Annotated in this window: 19 protein-coding genes; 11 read left to right on the top strand and 8 right to left on the bottom strand. The window is 65.6% G+C overall.

Features of this window, described 5'->3' with window-relative positions; genetic code table 11:
• Positions 1-33: 33 nt before the first annotated feature.
• A complete protein-coding gene (locus ACTEK7_RS32155; RefSeq protein WP_036027801.1) occupies positions 34-420 on the top strand; it encodes a response regulator in 387 nt (128 codons plus the stop codon).
• A 94-nt stretch (positions 421-514) separates the two neighbouring features.
• Here the strand turns inward: ACTEK7_RS32155 and ACTEK7_RS32160 are convergent, their stop codons facing one another.
• From ACTEK7_RS32160 to ACTEK7_RS32180, 5 genes are all read right to left on the bottom strand, one after another.
• Positions 515-1,633 carry a branched-chain amino acid ABC transporter substrate-binding protein gene (locus tag ACTEK7_RS32160; protein ID WP_036012868.1) on the bottom strand — a complete coding sequence of 373 codons (1,119 nt, stop codon included), beginning with the start codon at positions 1,631-1,633 and terminating at the stop codon, positions 515-517.
• Positions 1,634-1,784: 151 nt separating this feature from the next.
• Positions 1,785-2,522 carry an ABC transporter ATP-binding protein gene (locus ACTEK7_RS32165; RefSeq protein ID WP_025037253.1) on the bottom strand — a complete coding sequence of 246 codons (738 nt, stop codon included), beginning with the start codon at positions 2,520-2,522 and terminating at the stop codon, positions 1,785-1,787.
• Complete coding sequence (locus tag ACTEK7_RS32170) at positions 2,519-3,352, bottom strand: ABC transporter ATP-binding protein (protein ID WP_036043573.1); 834 nt, start codon at positions 3,350-3,352, stop codon at positions 2,519-2,521. The genes ACTEK7_RS32165 and ACTEK7_RS32170 overlap by 4 nt, the downstream gene beginning before the upstream one ends.
• Positions 3,349-4,668 carry a high-affinity branched-chain amino acid ABC transporter permease LivM gene (livM, locus tag ACTEK7_RS32175; protein ID WP_225114385.1) on the bottom strand — a complete coding sequence of 440 codons (1,320 nt, stop codon included), beginning with the start codon at positions 4,666-4,668 and terminating at the stop codon, positions 3,349-3,351. Before livM ends, ACTEK7_RS32170 begins: the two co-directional genes overlap by 4 nt.
• 5 nt (positions 4,669-4,673) lie before the next feature.
• Positions 4,674-5,591 (bottom strand): ABC transporter permease subunit, encoded by a 918-nt coding sequence (locus tag ACTEK7_RS32180; protein ID WP_057029507.1) that lies wholly within the window; start codon positions 5,589-5,591, stop codon positions 4,674-4,676.
• A gap of 262 nt (positions 5,592-5,853) precedes the next feature.
• On the opposite strand from ACTEK7_RS32180, the gene ACTEK7_RS32185 reads away from it, so the two are divergent.
• Positions 5,854-6,015 carry a hypothetical protein gene (locus tag ACTEK7_RS32185; protein WP_167361691.1) on the top strand — a complete coding sequence of 54 codons (162 nt, stop codon included), beginning with the start codon at positions 5,854-5,856 and terminating at the stop codon, positions 6,013-6,015.
• A 230-nt stretch (positions 6,016-6,245) separates the two neighbouring features.
• On the top strand, positions 6,246-6,785 hold the full coding sequence (locus ACTEK7_RS32190) for a hypothetical protein (protein ID WP_225147548.1): 540 nt from the start codon (positions 6,246-6,248) through the stop codon (positions 6,783-6,785).
• Here ACTEK7_RS32190 and ACTEK7_RS32195 read toward each other — a convergent pair.
• The 3 genes from ACTEK7_RS32195 to ACTEK7_RS32205 all read right to left on the bottom strand — a co-directional run bounded on the left by ACTEK7_RS32195 (position 6,747) and on the right by ACTEK7_RS32205 (position 9,403).
• Complete coding sequence (locus tag ACTEK7_RS32195) at positions 6,747-7,139, bottom strand: carboxymuconolactone decarboxylase family protein (protein WP_024340834.1); 393 nt, start codon at positions 7,137-7,139, stop codon at positions 6,747-6,749. The two genes, ACTEK7_RS32190 and ACTEK7_RS32195, sit on opposite strands and share 39 nt — an antisense overlap.
• Positions 7,140-7,249: 110 nt before the next feature.
• The gene (pcaD, locus tag ACTEK7_RS32200; RefSeq protein ID WP_225147547.1) at positions 7,250-8,032 is read right to left on the bottom strand and encodes a 3-oxoadipate enol-lactonase; all 783 of its coding nucleotides are present in this window, start codon (positions 8,030-8,032) and stop codon (positions 7,250-7,252) included.
• Between the two features lie 15 nt (positions 8,033-8,047).
• Positions 8,048-9,403, bottom strand: coding sequence for a 3-carboxy-cis,cis-muconate cycloisomerase (locus ACTEK7_RS32205; protein ID WP_225147546.1), 1,356 nt, complete (start codon positions 9,401-9,403; stop codon positions 8,048-8,050).
• A gap of 172 nt (positions 9,404-9,575) precedes the next feature.
• Here ACTEK7_RS32205 and ACTEK7_RS32210 point away from each other — a divergent pair, with 172 nt between their 5' ends.
• The 8 genes from ACTEK7_RS32210 (at position 9,576) to ACTEK7_RS32245 (ending at position 16,449) form a co-directional block, all read left to right on the top strand.
• On the top strand, positions 9,576-10,022 hold the full coding sequence (locus ACTEK7_RS32210) for an SRPBCC family protein (protein WP_036012850.1): 447 nt from the start codon (positions 9,576-9,578) through the stop codon (positions 10,020-10,022).
• Between the two features lie 149 nt (positions 10,023-10,171).
• Positions 10,172-10,657 (top strand): (2Fe-2S)-binding protein, encoded by a 486-nt coding sequence (locus ACTEK7_RS32215; protein WP_014494194.1) that lies wholly within the window; start codon positions 10,172-10,174, stop codon positions 10,655-10,657.
• A 27-nt stretch (positions 10,658-10,684) separates the two neighbouring features.
• Entirely contained in the window at positions 10,685-11,491 is an 807-nt protein-coding gene (locus ACTEK7_RS32220) for an FAD binding domain-containing protein (RefSeq protein WP_225147545.1), read from the top strand.
• A gap of 62 nt (positions 11,492-11,553) precedes the next feature.
• The gene (locus tag ACTEK7_RS32225) at positions 11,554-12,477 is read left to right on the top strand and encodes an AAA family ATPase (protein ID WP_036027789.1); all 924 of its coding nucleotides are present in this window, start codon (positions 11,554-11,556) and stop codon (positions 12,475-12,477) included.
• 130 nt (positions 12,478-12,607) lie between these two features.
• The gene (locus ACTEK7_RS32230) at positions 12,608-13,810 is read left to right on the top strand and encodes a vWA domain-containing protein (protein WP_225147544.1); all 1,203 of its coding nucleotides are present in this window, start codon (positions 12,608-12,610) and stop codon (positions 13,808-13,810) included.
• Between the two features lie 10 nt (positions 13,811-13,820).
• Positions 13,821-14,144: an XdhC family protein gene (locus ACTEK7_RS32235; protein WP_025037240.1), complete on the top strand. Its 324-nt coding sequence runs from the start codon at positions 13,821-13,823 to the stop codon at positions 14,142-14,144.
• 2 nt (positions 14,145-14,146) lie between these two features.
• Positions 14,147-14,848 carry an XdhC family protein gene (locus tag ACTEK7_RS32240; RefSeq protein WP_057029513.1) on the top strand — a complete coding sequence of 234 codons (702 nt, stop codon included), beginning with the start codon at positions 14,147-14,149 and terminating at the stop codon, positions 14,846-14,848.
• Complete coding sequence (locus ACTEK7_RS32245) at positions 14,845-16,449, top strand: NTP transferase domain-containing protein (RefSeq protein WP_225147543.1); 1,605 nt, start codon at positions 14,845-14,847, stop codon at positions 16,447-16,449. The genes ACTEK7_RS32240 and ACTEK7_RS32245 overlap by 4 nt, the downstream gene beginning before the upstream one ends.
• Positions 16,450-16,526 lie beyond the last annotated feature (77 nt).

The raw sequence follows: 16,526 nt of genomic DNA on the forward strand, positions 1-16,526 counted from the left end.
CGATTTTGATTTCGAGATCGGGAGTTTGCCCCCATGCCCCGCGTTCTCATCATCGACGACCAGAAGGACGTCCGCGCGATGGTGGCGATCGTGCTTCGGGTCAACCATTTCGAGGTCGTGGAGGCCGAAACCGGCGCGGCGGGGCTGAAGGCCTTTGCGGAAAGCCGCTTTGACGCGGCGATTGTGGACATCTTCCTCGGTGATACCAGCGGCGTCGACGTCATCACCGCCTTGCGCGAACGCGCGCCGGCGCTGCCGGTGATTGCGGTATCCGGGATGACGGCACTCGATTTCATGGACCAATCGCCCCACCTCGCCAACGTGGTCGGCCTGCAAAAGCCGTTTCGGCCGAACGATCTGCTGCAGGCCCTGCGGAAGGCCCAGGCCGCGGCCGGCGACGAGATTTCGGCCGCGGTCTGACCGGCAAAAGAACGCCCCGGCAAGCCGGGGCGTGGTCGCGATGGCGGGAGCCTTCGGGGGATCGCTGATCGGGATCCCCGAAGAGCATTCTCGATCAAGAGCCCTTGGCGCCGAGCTCGGCGTAATTGCCCTTGGCGTCCCACTTGTAGACGACATAGTCGATCTGCTTGAGGTCGCCCTTGGCGTCAATTTCGATCGGGCCGAGCACCGTGTCCCACTTGCCGGCCTTGATGGTCTCCATGACCTTCTTGGCGTCGGTGGTGCCGGCCTTCTTGACCGCCTGCGTCCAGACCTGCAGCGCAGCGTAGGTATAGAGCGTATAGCCTTCCGGATCGATGCCCTTGGCCTTGAACGCCTCGACGATCTTCTTCGCGGTCGGCTTGTTGCGCGGGTCGGGACCGAAGGTGAACAGCGTGCCTTCGCCGGCGGGACCGGTGATGGAGGCGTACTCCTTGTCGGCGAGCGCGTCGCCCGACATCAGCACCGTCTTCATGCCCTGATCGCGCATCTGGCGGAGGATGAGGCCGGCTTCCTGATGGTAACCGCCGACATAGACGAGCTCGACATTGTCCTTCTTCAGGCGCGAGACGATCGCGTTGAAGTCCTTGTCGCCCTTGTTGTAGGATTCGTACATCTTCTCGGTGATGCCGGCCTTGTTGAGCGCCTTCTTGGTCTCGTCGGCAAGACCCTTGCCGTAAGTGGTCTTGTCGTTGAGGATCGCGATGTTCTTGCCCTTGTAGTTCTTGGCGATGTACTGCGCGGCGATCAGGCCCTGCTGGTCGTCGCGGCCGCAGACTCGCGCCACGTTCCACAGCTTGCGCTCGGTGAAGAGCGGGTTGGTCGAAGCCGGGGTGATTTGCAGGACGTTGCCGTCCGCATAGGCTTCAGAGGCCGGGATCGAAGACGACGAGCAGAAATGGCCGGCGACGAACGGGATCTTGGCGCCGGCGATCTTTTCCGCGATCGAGCGGGCCTGCTTCGGATCGCAGGCGTCGTCCTCGGCGTTGAGCGCGAGCTTCTTGCCGTTGACGCCACCGGCGGCGTTGATGTCGGCGACGGCCATCTCGGCGCCGTTCTTCATCTGGCGGCCGAAGGCGGACTCGCCGCCGGTCATCGGGCCTGCGACTGCGACGGTGACATCCTGCGCGAATGCCGCGCTCGATAGCGCGAGCGATGCGCCGAATGCCAGACCGATGAGCTTCAGTGATTTCATGAGATACCTCGCGGGTGGTCGCCTGTGGAAGTTGCCGGGCATGCCCGGTTCAAACCGGCGCCATTCTTGAATGAATTCGAGGAGAAGTCACCGGCAAAATACGGGCATACGCCAAGATATCTAGCCGCATTCTCGCGCAGGGCGGGGCCGGTCAGTGCCGGCCGCCTTCCAGATAAGCGGCGCGGATTTCGGGGCGCTGCAGCAATTCGGCGCCGCTGCCGGCCAGCGTGATCAGGCCGTTGACCATGACATAGCCGCGATGGGCCAGCTTGAGGGCGTGGTTGGCGTTCTGCTCGACGATCAGCACGGTCAGGCCGTCCTGCCGGTTCAGTGTGCGGATGGCGTCGAAAATCTGCCGCGCGATGAGCGGGGCGAGCCCCAGCGAGGGTTCATCGAGCAGGAGCAGGCGAGGGCGGCTCATCAAGGCGCGGCCGATGGCCAGCATCTGCTGCTCGCCGCCGGACAGGGTTCCGCCGCGCTGGGCGAAACGTTCCTTCAGGCGGGGAAACAGGGCGAACACGCGCTCGAGTGTGCTCTCCCGTTCCGCCGGCGTGCTCTCGGTGACGTCGGCCCCCATCTGGAGGTTCTCGGCGACGCTCATGCGCGGGAAGATGCGGCGGCCTTCGGGCGACTGCGCGATGCGCAAATGGGCGATCTCGTGGGTCGGGACGGCCGTGATGTCCTTGCCCTCGTACAGGATCTGCCCGGCGCGGGCGCGCGGCTTGCCGAAGATCGTCATCATCAGCGTCGACTTGCCGGCGCCGTTGGCGCCGATCAGCGCCACGATCTCGCCGGAATTGATGTCGACGTCGACGCCCTTCAAGGCCTCGATCTTGCCGTAGGCCGCGCGCAGGCCCCGGATCGCGAGCAGGGGGGATGCCGCCGTCACGATCCGCTCTCCATGACGGCCACGGCCTCTTCCTCGTCGGTGCCGAGATAGGCGGCGATCACCTTGGGATCGTCGCGCACCTCGCGCGGCGTGCCTTGTGCGATCTTCACCCCGTGATCCATCACCACGATGTGGTCGGAGATCTCCATCACCACCGACATGTCATGCTCGATCAGGAGGATCGACGTTCCCAGGTCGTTGCGGATCGAAAGCAGGAGCTCGTTCAACGCGGCGCTCTCTCGCGCGTTGAGGCCGGCAGCCGGTTCGTCAAGGCACAGCAGTGCGGGCTCGGTGCACATCGCGCGCGCGATCTCGAGGCGGCGCTGATCGCCATAGGCGAGATTGCCGGCCGCGTCGTCGGCGCGGTCCAGCAGGTTGACCCGCTTCAGCCAGTCGGAGGCGAGATCAATCGCGCGCTTTTCTGCGTCGCGATAGGCGGGCGCGCCGACAAGGCCGAGCAAGGTGAAGCCCGAGGCGCGCATCAGCATGTTGTGCTGCGCCACCATCAGGTTTTCGAGCACGGTCATCCCGGGAAACAGGCGGATGTTCTGGAACGTGCGCGCCACCTTGGCCTGTTTGGCGATACGGAAGTCGTTGAGCCGCTGGAGCGCGATTTCCTTGCCGTCATCGTGGGTGAGGCGGATGGCGCCGCCGGTCGGCTTGTAGAAGCCGGTGATGCAGTTGAACACCGTGGTCTTGCCGGCGCCGTTCGGCCCGATCAGCGCGGTGATCTTCTTCCGCTCGGCGGCGAACGAGAGATCCTGCACGGCGACGATGCCGCCGAAGCGCATCGTCAGCCGGTCGACGCTGAGGATCTTGTCGCCGCTCATCCGTGTCCTTCCTTGACGAGGTCGGAGGAGATGGCCTGCGCCTTCTTCAGATAAACGGTCGGCGCGCGATGGCCGACCAGGCCGCGTGGCCGCCAGATCATGATCAGCACCATGGCCCAGCCGAACACCAGCATACGATAGGTCTCGAGGCCGCGGAACAGCTCGAAGCCGCCGATCATCGCCAGCGCGGCGAGCGCGACGCCCAGCTGCGAGCCCATGCCGCCGAGCACGACGATGGCGAGCACCAGCGCCGATTCCTGGAAGGTAAAGGATTCCGGGCTGATGAAGCCCTGGCGGGTGGCGAAGAACGCACCGGCGAAGCCGCCGAACATGGCGCCGGTCGCAAATGCCGTGAGCTTGGTCGTCGTGGTGTTGATGCCGAGCGCGCGGCAGGCGACCTCGTCCTCGCGCAAGGCTTCCCAGGCACGCCCGATCGGCAGCCGGCGCAGGCGGATCGTCGCCCAATTGGTGAGCAGCGCCAGCGCCAGGATCAGATAGAACAGGAAGACGATACGGTGGGTCGCCGAGTACTCGATGCCGAGCTTGTTGGCCAGCCCATCGTCAGTGTTGCTCAGCGGAATGCCGAACAGGGTCGGACGCGGAATACCGGACACGCCGTTCGGTCCCCCGGTCAGATCCTGCCAGTTGATCAGGACGAGGCGGATGATCTCGCCGAAGGCGAGCGTCACGATGGCGAGGTAGTCGCCGCGCAGGCGCAGCACGGGGAAGCCGAGCAGCACGCCCCAGAATGCGGCGAGGATGCCGGCGAGCGGCAGGCAAATCCAGAACGACCAGCCGAAATTGGTGGCGAGCAGCGCGTAGGAATAGGCGCCGACGGCATAGAACGCGACGTAGCCGAGATCGAGCAGGCCGGCGAGCCCGACCACGACGTTGAGGCCCCAGCCCAGCATCACATAAGTGAGCACGAGAATGGCGAGGTCGAGGATGTAGCGCTGGTTATAGAAGATCACGGGCACCAGCAGCGTGAAGATCAGCAGCGCGGGCGCAAGGTAGCGGCCGACCAGCGACACGCCCTTCTGCAACGCTGGCGGCACCAGCTGCTCGGTGCCGGCCGGGCCGATCCATTGCCTGAGCAGCTCGATCACGATCGAGCCGCCGAACACCGCGGCGACGAGGGAGGCGAGCTCGCCGAATCGCGTCCAATAGGTGAGCTGGCCGTCGGAGCCCGCCTCGGTGCGGACGCCCACCATCAGCGAGAACAGCACCAGCGCGATCACTGCGTTGATGAAGGCGGTCTTGAGGAGAGCGGGGATGCCCGTTGCAGGTTTGGTCGTGTGGGTGGAGGGAGCTGTCACGCGCGTCAGACTTTTTCGACTTCGGGACGGCCGAGCAGGCCGGTCGGCATGAAGATCAGCACGACGATCAGGATCGAGAACGCCGCAACGTCCTTGTACTCGACCGAGAAATAGGCCGACCAGAACGTCTCGATCAGGCCGATCGCAAGGCCGCCGAGCATGGCGCCGGGCAGCGAGCCGATGCCGCCGAGCACCGCGGCGGTGAAGGCCTTGATCCCGGCGACGAAGCCCATGAAGAAGTCGACCAGGCCGTAATAGAGCAGGTACATCAGACCCGCAACGGCGGCGAGCGCCGCGCCGATCACGAAGGTCATGGAGATGGTGCGGTCGACGTTGACGCCGAGCAGCGCTGCCATGGTCTGATCCTGCTCGCAGGCGCGCATGTCGCGCCCGAGCCGGGTGTTCGACACCAGCCAGGTGAAGATCGCCAGCAGCACGATGGTGGTGATGACGACGATGATCTGGATGTTGGAAAGCTGGATGACGAAGCCGTCCGCGCTTTCATGCAGCGTATAGCCGCCGGTGATGACCGGCGGGATCGGCTTGACCCGGGCGCCTTGCGCCACTTGCGAATAATTCGTCAGCACGAAAGACATGCCGATGGCCGACAGCATCGGGGCGAGGCGGAAGGAATGGCGCAGCGGCCGGTAGGCGATGCGCTCGATGGTCCAGCCATAGAGCGCGGTGATCGCCATCGAGACCAGCAGCACCACGAGCAGGATCAGGGGAATGGCCGTGAGGCCGAGCGAGATCAGGATCAGGAAGGTGATGAGGGCGATGAAGCCGCCGATCATGAAGACGTCGCCATGGGCGAAGTTGATCATGCCGACGATGCCGTAGACCATCGTGTAGCCGATCGCGATCAGGCCGTAGATCGAGCCGAGCACGAGGCCGTTGATGAGCTGCTGGGCGAAATAATCCATAAGCTGCCGTACCCAAACTTGACGCTGCTCAAAGGGAGCTCTTGCAGAGAGTTCTTGGGCCCCGGCAGCCCTTGAGCATTTGGGTTTTGTAACAGGAGGGAACTGGCGGCTGCAACTGGCCCGGTCTCCACCTTAAGGCTTGTACAGAGATCATTTCGGCGCCGGGTTCCCTGGGTCCTGCGAGGAACCCGGTTCCCGAGGCAACCAAAGTGGATGCCCGCCGTTGTCTCCCCTCTGACGTCCAACAAGGGAGTTTCCCCGAATGACGAAGCAGCAGAACCAGAATCCGGGTCAGCAGAGTCAGAATCCCGGCCAGCGCAACCCGCAGCAGGGTGGTGGCCAGAAACCCGGACAGCAGCAGCAGGACCCGCGCCAGGGCGATCGCCCGGGCCAGCAGCAGGGCGGCCAGCGCGATCAGGAATAGCGAGTTTGGGAGCCCGGCAGTGAGGAGAGGTCCCGCCGCAAGGCGGGGCCTTTTTTCTTTGCGAAAGAGTCATTCCGCGTCTGGTGCTGCGCACCACCCCGGAATGACGCCGCGCGAGAGGGCAGTTAAGGTAAACAAAGGGTTTAAATTGCCGCCACAGTCTGATGCGAGTTAGCTCGGCATGGCCGCCGCCTTCCATCGAAGGCTCGGCAAATCAGGCGGGAAGCGGCATGTTCAGGAATTGGCGGATCGGCTCGGTCAACGGCGCGCTGCTGGCGGCCTATTTCATTCCCGTCTGGAGCCTCATAGCCTTCAGCATCATTGTCGCGCCCGTGCGCGGCCTCTACGAGCGGCCGAGCGTCGCGGTGGCGCTGTACCTGAGCGACCATCTGCAGATGGCGGGCATGGACACGGTGCGTGCCGCCTGGCTGCTGGCGCTCGGACGGCTGACCGTGGTGGCGTTCTTCGCGATCTACCTCGTGCTGCTCTGCATTCCCCGCACCCGTAAGGGCGGCGGCAGTGACGAGGCGCTCGGGATTGCGCTGGCGATCGGCAGCCTGATCTCCTTTGCCAGCATGGTGATGGCCTCGAAGGTCGGCGAGATGGCCGCGCTTCGGCTCCACGCCACCGAGCTCCTGATGCTGCTCGGTGCCGCCGTCGTGCTCGTGATCGAGAAGCCGGAGGCAGCGTCGAAGGTGGCCGAGGTCGCCGCACCGCCGAATCTTCAGCCTCTAGGTCTTGAGCAGGCCGAGCTCCTGCACAATCGCTGAGGCTTCCTTGACGGCGTGGTTCGCCGCCGGCACGCCGCAATAGATCGCCTGCTGCAGCAGGATCTCCTTGATGTCATCGGGCGTGAAGCCGCCCTCGGCCAGTGCCGCACGCACGTGCAGGCGGAATTCGTCCCATTGCCCGAGCGCGACCATGGTGCCGATCACCAGCACCCGCCGCGTGCGCTCGTCGAAATGCGGCCGCGTCCAGATCTCGCCCCAGGCGTAGCGGGTGATCAGGTCCTGGAAGTCGGTGTTGAAGGCATTGCGGTTCGCGATCGACTTGTCGACCCAGGCATTGCCCAGCACCTTGCGGCGCACATTCATGCCGGCATCGCGGCGCTTCTGGTCGTCCATTCTGCTCCTCCTCTTTCGTCATTGCGAGCGCAGCGAAGCAATCCAGAAATGTGTCCGCGGAGACGGACTGGATTGCTTCGTCGCTACGCTCCTCGCAATGACGGTTGTTGCTAGCGCTGCGTCAGGAACCCCACCACCGCATCCGTGAACGCATGCGGCTGCTCGACGTTCGAAATGTGCGCGGCGTCGATGATGGTCATGCTGGCGCCGGGAATGCTGGAGCGGATCAATTCGGCCGCCGAGATCGGCGTCGCCGCGTCGTGGCGGCCGGCGATCACGAGCGTCGGGCTCTTGATTTTCGGCAGCAGCGCGCGCTGGTCGAGCGTCGACAGCGCTTCGCAACAGGCGAGATAGCCCTCGACCGGGGACGCCAGCAGCATCGCTTTCATCTTCGCGGTAATCGCAGGCTCGCGCTCGCGGAAATCCTGGGTGAGCCAGCCCGCGATCACGGCATCCGCGACCGCGGCGATGCCGCCCTCCTTTACCGCCTTGATGCGGTTGTGCCAGTTAGTTGGATCGGGGTAGTAGCAGGACGTGTTGGCGAGGATCAGCTTGCCGAACCGTTCGGGCGCATTGGCGCCGAGCCATTGCCCGACCATGCCGCCCATCGACAGGCCGCACCAATGCACCTTCTCGATGTTGAGGTCGTCGAGGATCGCGAGCACGTCGCGGCCGAACCGCTCCATCGTGTAGGGGCCAGGCGGGACGTTCGACTTGCCGTGGCCGCGGCGATCGTAGCGGATGACACGGAACACCTGCGTCAGCGCCTTCATCTGCGGGTCCCACATCTGCAGCGTGCAGCCGAGCGAGTTCGACAGCATCAAGGTCGGCCCGCCGTCGCGGCCCTCGACGGAGACGTTGAGCAGGCATCCGTCGGCATCGATCATGGGCATGCGGCGTCTCCGTTCTTAATCTTGATCGAGGTTGTCGAGCAGCCGGTCGATCAGCGCCTGTGAGGCCCCTTGATAGGCCATCGGCTCGAACAATGCCGCAATTTTTTCCGGCGAAAGGTGCGCGATGACTTGCGAATCGGCCGACAGCACCTCGCGCAGATGCTTCTTCTCGGCGACGGCACGCTTGCTCGCGGCCTCGACGAGATGATGCGCGTTGCTCTTGCCGATGGCTTCGGCGAGCGCGAAGGTGACGGCCTCGGCCATGATCAAGCCATGCGTCGCATCGAGATTGCTACGCATGCGCGCCGCATCGACCTCGAGACCCTCGGCGATGTCGACGACGGCCGCCAACGCGCCTGATGTGACCAGCATCAATTGCGGCAGCGTCGGCCATTCCGCGTGCCAGGGACCGGCACTGCGTTCGTGGTCCTGCACCTGGGCGGCGAAGATCGTCGCGGCGAGCTGCGGGGCCATGGTGGCAGCGCCCAGCGCGCTCGCGGCGGCGACCGGGTTGCGCTTGTGCGGCATGGTCGAGGAGCCGCCGCGGCCTTCGCCGGCGGGCTCGAACGCTTCGGCGACGTCGGTCTGCATCAGCAGCGAGACGTCGCGCGCGATCTTGCCGCAGCTGCCGGCGAGAATGGCAAAGCAGGATGCGGCCTCGGCGATGCGGTCGCGATGGGTATGCCAGGGCGCCTCGGGCAGCGGCAGGTCGAGCTCCTGCGCCAGCCGTTCGGCCACCGCGAGCCCGTTATCGCCGAGCGCAGCGAGCGTGCCGGCGGCGCCGCCGAATTGCAGCGCGAGGCCCTCGCGGGAGAGCCGCCGCAGGCGGCAGCGGGCGCGGGCAAGGCTCGAGGCGTATTCGGCGGCCTTCAGCCCGAACGGCATCGGCAGCGCATGCTGGAGCCAGGTCCGCGCCACCATCGGGGTGTTGCGATGGCTGCGCGCCAGCGCGGCAAAGCCCTTGATGGCACGGCTGAGGTCGGCATCCAGCGCCGCGATGCCGGCGCGAAGCATCAGCATGGTCGCGGTGTCGATGACGTCCTGGCTGGTCGCGCCCCAATGCACGTAGCGCGCGGCCTCCGCGTCATTCTTGCCAACATTGGCGGTCAGCATCTTGACTAGGGGAATCGCGAGATTGCCCGACCGCGTCGCGGCCTCGGCCAGTGCGGCCATGTCGAAGCCATCGGCCTTGCACGCCGCCTCGATTGGTCCGATGGCGGATGCGGGAATCACCGCACTGGCCGCCTCGGCCCGTGCCAAGGCTGCCTCGAAATCGAGCATGTTCTGCAAGGTCGACCGATCGTCGCAGACCACGCGCATGGCGGCGCTCGACAGCATCGGTGCGAGCAGGGGGGAGAGGGATGTGCTCATGTTGCGCGCGACCTAATCATCATGGCCCGGCCGTGCCAATCCCCCACCGCCCGCACACGTCATTTTGCAGTTGCGAATATGCATTGCACGTGACCGGGCGCCGGCCTTTTCTTTGCCGCGCCGCTGCGTTACTTGATCAGCACTATAGTTACGCGATCCGGGAGGCACCCTCATGGCCATGACGATGAACGGCGAAGTCCAGCTTGCAGCGCCGCGCGAGGCCGTGTGGGCCAAGCTCAACGATCCCGAGGTGCTGAAGGCCTGCATCCCCGGCTGCGAGGAGCTGGAGAAGACCGACGACGGCGGCTTCCGCGCGACGGCGAAGATGAAGGTCGGCCCGGTGTCGGCGCGCTTCAAGGGCAAGGTCACGCTGTCCGATCTCGACCCGCCGAACGGCTACAAGATCTCCGGTGAGGGCGAAGGCGGGGTGGCCGGATTCGCCAAGGGCGGTGCGGCCGTCAAGCTCGCCGAGAAGGACGGCGGCACGCTGCTCTCCTACGACGTCGAGGCGCAGATCGGCGGCAAGTTGGCGCAGCTCGGCCAGCGCCTCATCAACGGCGCCGCCAAGAAGCTTGCCGACGAGTTTTTCGCGAACTTCGCCAAGGCCGTACAGGGCTGAAGGTCCAATACCTTTAGGGTAGCGCCTTCGGCATGGCGCCTTGCGCCCGGGGCGATGTTGCCCCGGGGCATAATGGCCCATATGATGGGTTGGAATAATTATAAGAACCGCTTCGACGGGACCCGTCGGGGTGCTGACAGAGAGTGCTTATGGCAAAAATCTCCCTCATCGTGAACGGCAATCCAGTCACCGCCAATGTCGATCCCCGCACGCTCCTGGTGCAATTCCTGCGCGAGAATCTGCGGCTGACCGGCACCCATGTCGGCTGCGACACCTCGCAGTGCGGCGCCTGCGTCGTGCATCTCGACGGCAAGGCCGTGAAGTCCTGCACCACGCTTGCGGTGATGGCCGATGGCCACGAGGTCAAGACGATCGAGGGGCTGGCTGCGGACGGCGCGCCGCTGCATCCGATGCAGGAGGCCTTCCGCGAGCACCATGGCCTGCAGTGCGGCTTCTGCACGCCCGGCATGATCATGACCGCGATCGACATCGTGCACCGCAAGGGCCACGAGCTCGACGACCACACCATTCGCGAGGAGCTCGAAGGCAATCTCTGCCGCTGCACGGGCTACCAGAACATCGTCGCCTCGATCTCCGCCGGCGCGAAGGCGATGGCCAAATCCGACCTCGCGTAACGCGCCTCCCGCGATCAGGACATACAGATGTACGAATTCAAATATCATCGCCCTGGGACCGTTCGCCAGGCGGCCAACCTCCTGGTGAAGAACGAGGACGCCAAGGTGATCGCCGGCGGCCACACGCTGATTCCCGTCATGAAGCAGCGCCTCGCCAGTCCCCCGCATCTGGTCGACCTCTCCCACATCGAGGGGCTCAACACGATCGAGATGAAGGGTCGCTCGCTGGTGATCGGCGCCACCGCCAAGCATGCCGAGGTCGCGACCTCCGCCATCGTCGGTGAAGCCATTCCGGCGCTGGCGAATCTCGCCGGCGGCATTGGCGATCCCGCCGTGCGTCACAAGGGCACGGTCGGCGGCTCGCTCGCCAACAACGATCCGACTGCCGATTATCCGGCCGCGGTGCTCGCGCTCGGGGCCACCATCGTCACCAACAAGCGCCGCCTCAAGGCGGAAGAGTTCTTCCAGGGCCTGTTCACGACCGCGCTCGAAGCGGATGAGATCATCACCAAGGTGATGTTCCCGCTGCCGAAGAAGGCCGCTTATGTCAAGTTCCGCAACCAGGCCTCGCGCTATGCGCTTGTCGGGGTGTTCGTGGCGCGGCGTCCTTCGGACGTGCGCGTTGCCGTCACCGGTGCGGGCTCCGAAGGCGTGTTCCGCGTCACCGCATTCGAGGAAGCCTTGAAGAAGCGCTTCGCCTCGAAGGCGCTGGAGGGCATCGCGGTACCGGCCGAAGGCCTCAACAGCGACATCCACGGCAGCGCCGAATACCGCGCGCATCTCATCGGCGTGCTGACGCGGCGCGCCGTCGACGCCGCCAATGCCAAGGAATGAGCTGACCTCATTCCTCGGTCCAGACCTGTCCCCGGTGAGGGCGTAGCGAGACTGGCTTTTTCATGACTTCAGCGGCCACTTCTTCCGGTGCTTTGCCGGCATCGGTCGATGCGATGCTCGAACTCCTGACGTCGCGCGGCTATCTCGCTGAGCGCTCGCTGGCGACGGTGACGTATCTGTCGCTGCGTATGGGCCGACCGCTGTTCCTGGAAGGTGAGGCCGGCGTCGGCAAGACCGAGATCGCTAAGGTGCTCTCGGCGGCGCTGGGGCGGAAGCTGATCCGCCTGCAGTGCTATGAAGGCCTCGACGTCTCCTCCGCGGTGTATGAGTGGAACAGCGCGTCGCAGATGATCGCGATCCGGATGGCGGAAGCCGCGGGCGACACCGATCGCGATCAGCTTTCGAGCGATATCTTCGCCGACCGCTACATGATCAAGCGGCCGCTGCTCCAGGCGCTGGAGCCTGATGTCGCCGGTCCGCCGGTGCTGCTGATCGACGAGCTCGACCGTGCCGACGAGGCGTTCGAAGCCTACCTGCTCGAAATCCTCAGTGACTTCCAGGTGACCATCCCTGAGTTCGGCACCGTGAAGGCGCCGCATCCGCCGATCGTCATCATCACCTCCAACCGTACCCGCGAGATCCACGACGCGCTGAAGCGGCGCTGCCTCTATCACTGGGTCGACTATCCCGCTGCCGAGCGCGAGCTCGCGATCGTCAAGACACGTGTGCCCGGCATCTCCGCCAAGCTGTCGCAGCAGGTCGTGCGCTTCGTGCAGGCACTGCGCAACCAGGACTTCTACAAGTCGCCGGGCGTTGCCGAGACCATCGACTGGGCCACCGCGCTGTCGGAGCTCGATGCCCGCTCACTGACCCCGCAAGTGGTCGGCGACACGCTGGGCGCGCTGCTCAAGTACCAGGACGACATCACCCGCATGCAGGGCGACACGCTGCAGAAGGTGCTGAAGGACGCGACGAGCGAGAATTGATCTCGCGCGTCATTCCGGGGCGCGCGTTAGCGCGAACCCGGAATCCATCGGCCGCAGAGTTGGTGGATGAATGGATTCCGGGCTCGATGCTGCGCATCGCCCCGGAATGACGACCGAGGGTGCTGAACCAATGGCCATCAACCACCTTGCCCCCGAAAAGACCGAGCAGTTCGCCGACAACATCGTCGGCTTCGCCCGCGCGCTGCGTGCGGCCGGCCTGCCGGTCGGGCCGGGCGCTGTCATCGATGCTATGAGCGCGCTGCAAGTGATCGACATCGGCAGCCGATCCGACGTCTTCACCACGCTGGAGGCGATCTTCGTCAAGCGTCATGAGCATGCGCTGATCTTCAAGCAGGCTTTCAACCTGTTCTTCCGCGCCTCGGAAGAATGGAAGCACATGTTGGATTCGGTGCCGCTGCCGGACGAGGCCAAGAAAAAGCCCCAGGCCGGCGCCCGCCGCGTCCAGGAGGCGATGTCGCAGCCGCGCATGACCGAGACGCCGCAGCACCAGGAGCAGGATCTGCGCCTGTCGGTCTCCGACAAGGAGATCCTGCAGAAGAAGGATTTTGCGCAGATGAGCGCGGCGGAGATCGCCGAGGCGCTCCGTGCCATCGAGCGGATGCATCTGCCGCAGGCCGAGCTCTTGACGCGCCGGCGCCGGCCCGATGCGCGCGGCCTGCGCCTCGACCTCCGCCGCACGCTGCGCGCCTCCTTGCGCACCGGCGGCGACATCATCGACATTCATCGCCTCGGACGGATCGAGAAGCCGGCGCCGATCGTGGCACTGCTCGACATCTCCGGCTCGATGAGCGAATACACCCGCCTGTTCCTGCATTTCCTGCATGCGATCACGGATGCGCGAAAGCGCGTCTCGGTGTTCCTGTTCGGCACCCGCCTGACGAATGTCACCCGTGCGCTGCGCCAGCGCGATCCCGACGAGGCGCTGGCGAGCTGCTCGGCCTCGGTCGAGGACTGGGCCGGCGGCACCCGTATCTCGGCCTCGCTGCACAACTTCAACAAATTGTGGGCGCGCCGGGTGCTGAGCCAGGGCGCCATCGTGCTCCTGATCTCCGACGGGCTGGAGCGGGAGGCCGATTCCAAGCTCGCCTTCGAGATGGACCGGCTGCACCGGTCCTGCCGGCGGCTGATCTGGCTGAACCCGCTGCTGCGGTTTGGCGGCTTCGAGGCCAAGGCGCAGGGCATCAAAATGATGCTCCCCCACGTTGACGAATTCCGCCCGGTACATAATTTGAGTTCGATCCAGGAGCTGATCACGACGCTCTCCCAGCCGCTGCCGCCGCATCACCGCAGCCTGATCCGCTCCGCAGCTTGAGAGGCCAGCCATGCTCGATCGCGACGAGGACATCCTGAAGGCGGCGGAGGACTGGCAGAAGGCCGGCCGTGGCGTCGCACTGGCGACGGTGGTGGAAACCTGGGGCTCGGCGCCGCGCCCGGCGGGCTCGAGCCTCGTCATCAACGACGAAGGCACGTTCTTGGGGTCCGTCTCCGGCGGCTGCGTCGAGGGCGCGGTGGTTACGGAGGCCATGGATGTGATCCAGAGCGGCAAGCCGAAGATGCTGGAATTCGGCGTCGCCGACGAGACCGCCTGGAACGTTGGGCTGTCCTGCGGCGGCACCATCCGCGTCTTCGTCGAGAAGGTCGGTTAGCCGTGAAGCTCGACATCCTGCACGAACTCAATGCCGAACGCGCCGCGCGCCGGCCGGTCATCCTGGTGACGGACACCGAGAGCGGCGAGCAGCGGCTGGTGAAGGCGAAGGATTTCGCCAAGGATCCGCTGCGCGCCGAGCTCGAGAAGCAGCTTCGCATAGGCAAGAGCGCCAATGTCGAGGCCGGCGGCAAGAAGCTGTTTCTCAACGTCTACGCCCCGACGGCAAAGCTCGTCATCATCGGCGCGGTCCATATCAGCCAGGCGCTCGCGCCGCTGGCGCGCTCGCTCGGCTATGACGTCACCGTGGTCGATCCGCGCACGGCCTTTGCGAGCCCCGAGCGCTTTCCCGACATTCCGTTGATCGCCGAATGGCCTGATACTGCGCTGCCGCCGCTCAATGTCGATGCCTACACCGCGTTCGTGGCGGTGACGCACGATCCCAAGATCGACGACCCCGCGCTGCTGCACGCCTTCGAGCGCAACTGCTTCTATATCGGCGCGCTCGGCTCGCGAAAGACGCATGCCAAGCGTGGCGACCGGTTGCGGGCGCAAGGCGCCAAGGAAAGCGACATCGCGCGCATCCACGCGCCCATTGGGCTAGCGATCGGCGCGGTCTCGCCGTCCGAGATCGCGGTGGCGATCATGGCCGAGATCACGGCCGTGCTTCGGCTGCCTCCCAAGGAAAAAGAAGAAGCGGCATGAAGTTCGGCCCGGCGAGCCCCAAGGATGCGATTGGCGGGGTGACCGTCCACACCCTGCGCCAGGGATCGCTGGTGCTGAAGAAGGGCACGACGATCGGACCTGCCGAGGTCGAGGCGCTGGAGCGCGCCGGCATCAAGGACATCGTCGTGGTGCGCATGGAGGCGGGCGACGTCTCCGAGGACGTTGCCGCCGCCAGCATCGCGCTCGCCATCGGCGGCGAGGGCATCCATGTCGAGCGCGCTTTCACCGGCCGTGCCAATCTGTTCGCCGCGCGAGCGGGCGTGCTGGTGATCGATCGCGCCGCGGTCGACCGCATCAACAACATCGACGAAGCCATCACCTTTGCCACGCTCGCCGCCTACAAGCCGGTGGTCGAGGGCGAGATGGTCGGAACCGTCAAGATCATCCCGTTCGGCGTCGAGGCGAGTTTGCGCGATGCCGCGGTGAAGGCGGCGGGCAAGGACGTGCTGAAGGTCGCGCCTTACGTGATCAAGCGCGTCGGCGTGGTCTCGACGCTGCTGCCGGGCCTGTCCACCAAGGTGATCGACAAGACGCTGCGCGTCACTGCCGAACGGCTGGCGCCAGCCGGCGCCAGCATCATCGCCGAGCGCCGGGTCCCGCACGAGGAGCAGGCGCTGTCGGCCGCGATCAAGGAATTGCTCGGCCTGGGCGCCGAGCTCGTGATCGTGTTCGGTGCATCCGCGATCGCTGACCGCCGCGACGTGATTCCGGCGGCCGTCACCGGCATCGGCGGCGAGATCGAGCATTTCGGCATGCCGGTCGACCCCGGCAATCTCTTGCTGATCGCCCGCGCCGGCGAGGTGCCTGTGCTGGGCGCGCCGGGCTGCGCGCGCTCGCCGGTCGAGAACGGTTTTGACTGGGTCTTAATGCGGCTTCTCGCCGGCATCAAGGTGACCCGCTCCGAGCTGATGGGCATGGGCGTCGGCGGCCTCTTGATGGAGATCGTGACGCGGCCGCAGCCGCGCGCCAAGCCGGAGACCGAGGGCAACAGCCAGGTCGCGGCCATCGTGCTCGCGGCGGGCCGCTCGACCCGGATGGGCGGGCCGAACAAGCTGCTCGCCGAGCTCGACGGCAAGAAGCTGGTGCGCCTCGCGACCGAGCAGGCGCTGGCCTCTAGGGCATCCGAGGTGATCGTCGTCACCGGCCATCAGGCCGAGCTCGTCGAGCAGGCGCTGCAAGGCCTGAAGGTGACATTCGTCCGCAATCCGGACTTCGCCGGCGGCATCGCCAGTTCGGTGAAGGCCGGCATCGCCGCCGTTCCCGAGACCTGCGATGGCACCGTCGTGTGTCTCGGTGACATGCCGCTGATCGACGCCGGCCTGATCGACAGGCTGATCGACAGTTTCGCGCCCGACCGCGGCAATCTCATCGTCGTTCCCGTCAGCGAGGGCCGCCGCGGCAACCCCGTGCTGTGGTCGCGCCGCTTCTTCAAGGAGTTGATGACGCTCGACGGCGACATCGGCGCGCGGCATCTGATCGCCAAGCACACCGAGGCGGTCGCCGAAGTGCCCGTCGACGGCGAGAGCGCCTTCCTCGACATCGACACGCCGCAGGCGCTGGAGGCGGCACGGCGGGGCTGAAGATGCGTAGGGCGGATTAGCCGAAGGCGTAATCCGCCGCTGTGTTTCTCCGCGGAAACAAAAGAGGCGGATTACGC

The sequence above is a fragment of the Bradyrhizobium sp. JHI2711 genome, assembly GCF_056156565.1.

Excerpts from the sequence above, each read along its gene's own strand:
- ACTEK7_RS32155 (WP_036027801.1), top strand. The coding sequence starts at position 34 with ATGCCCCGCGTTCTCATCATCGACGACCAGAAGGACGTCCGCGCGATG.
- ACTEK7_RS32160 (WP_036012868.1), bottom strand. The coding sequence starts at position 1,633 with ATGAAATCACTGAAGCTCATCGGTCTGGCATTCGGCGCATCGCTCGCG.
- ACTEK7_RS32170 (WP_036043573.1), bottom strand. The coding sequence starts at position 3,352 with ATGAGCGGCGACAAGATCCTCAGCGTCGACCGGCTGACGATGCGCTTC.
- ACTEK7_RS32180 (WP_057029507.1), bottom strand. The coding sequence starts at position 5,591 with ATGGATTATTTCGCCCAGCAGCTCATCAACGGCCTCGTGCTCGGCTCG.
- ACTEK7_RS32185 (WP_167361691.1), top strand. The coding sequence starts at position 5,854 with ATGACGAAGCAGCAGAACCAGAATCCGGGTCAGCAGAGTCAGAATCCC.
- ACTEK7_RS32190 (WP_225147548.1), top strand. The coding sequence starts at position 6,246 with ATGTTCAGGAATTGGCGGATCGGCTCGGTCAACGGCGCGCTGCTGGCG.
- ACTEK7_RS32195 (WP_024340834.1), bottom strand. The coding sequence starts at position 7,139 with ATGGACGACCAGAAGCGCCGCGATGCCGGCATGAATGTGCGCCGCAAG.
- pcaD (WP_225147547.1), bottom strand. The coding sequence starts at position 8,032 with ATGCCCATGATCGATGCCGACGGATGCCTGCTCAACGTCTCCGTCGAG.
- ACTEK7_RS32205 (WP_225147546.1), bottom strand. The coding sequence starts at position 9,403 with ATGAGCACATCCCTCTCCCCCCTGCTCGCACCGATGCTGTCGAGCGCC.
- ACTEK7_RS32210 (WP_036012850.1), top strand. The coding sequence starts at position 9,576 with ATGGCCATGACGATGAACGGCGAAGTCCAGCTTGCAGCGCCGCGCGAG.
- ACTEK7_RS32215 (WP_014494194.1), top strand. The coding sequence starts at position 10,172 with ATGGCAAAAATCTCCCTCATCGTGAACGGCAATCCAGTCACCGCCAAT.
- ACTEK7_RS32220 (WP_225147545.1), top strand. The coding sequence starts at position 10,685 with ATGTACGAATTCAAATATCATCGCCCTGGGACCGTTCGCCAGGCGGCC.
- ACTEK7_RS32225 (WP_036027789.1), top strand. The coding sequence starts at position 11,554 with ATGACTTCAGCGGCCACTTCTTCCGGTGCTTTGCCGGCATCGGTCGAT.
- ACTEK7_RS32230 (WP_225147544.1), top strand. The coding sequence starts at position 12,608 with ATGGCCATCAACCACCTTGCCCCCGAAAAGACCGAGCAGTTCGCCGAC.
- ACTEK7_RS32235 (WP_025037240.1), top strand. The coding sequence starts at position 13,821 with ATGCTCGATCGCGACGAGGACATCCTGAAGGCGGCGGAGGACTGGCAG.
- ACTEK7_RS32245 (WP_225147543.1), top strand. The coding sequence starts at position 14,845 with ATGAAGTTCGGCCCGGCGAGCCCCAAGGATGCGATTGGCGGGGTGACC.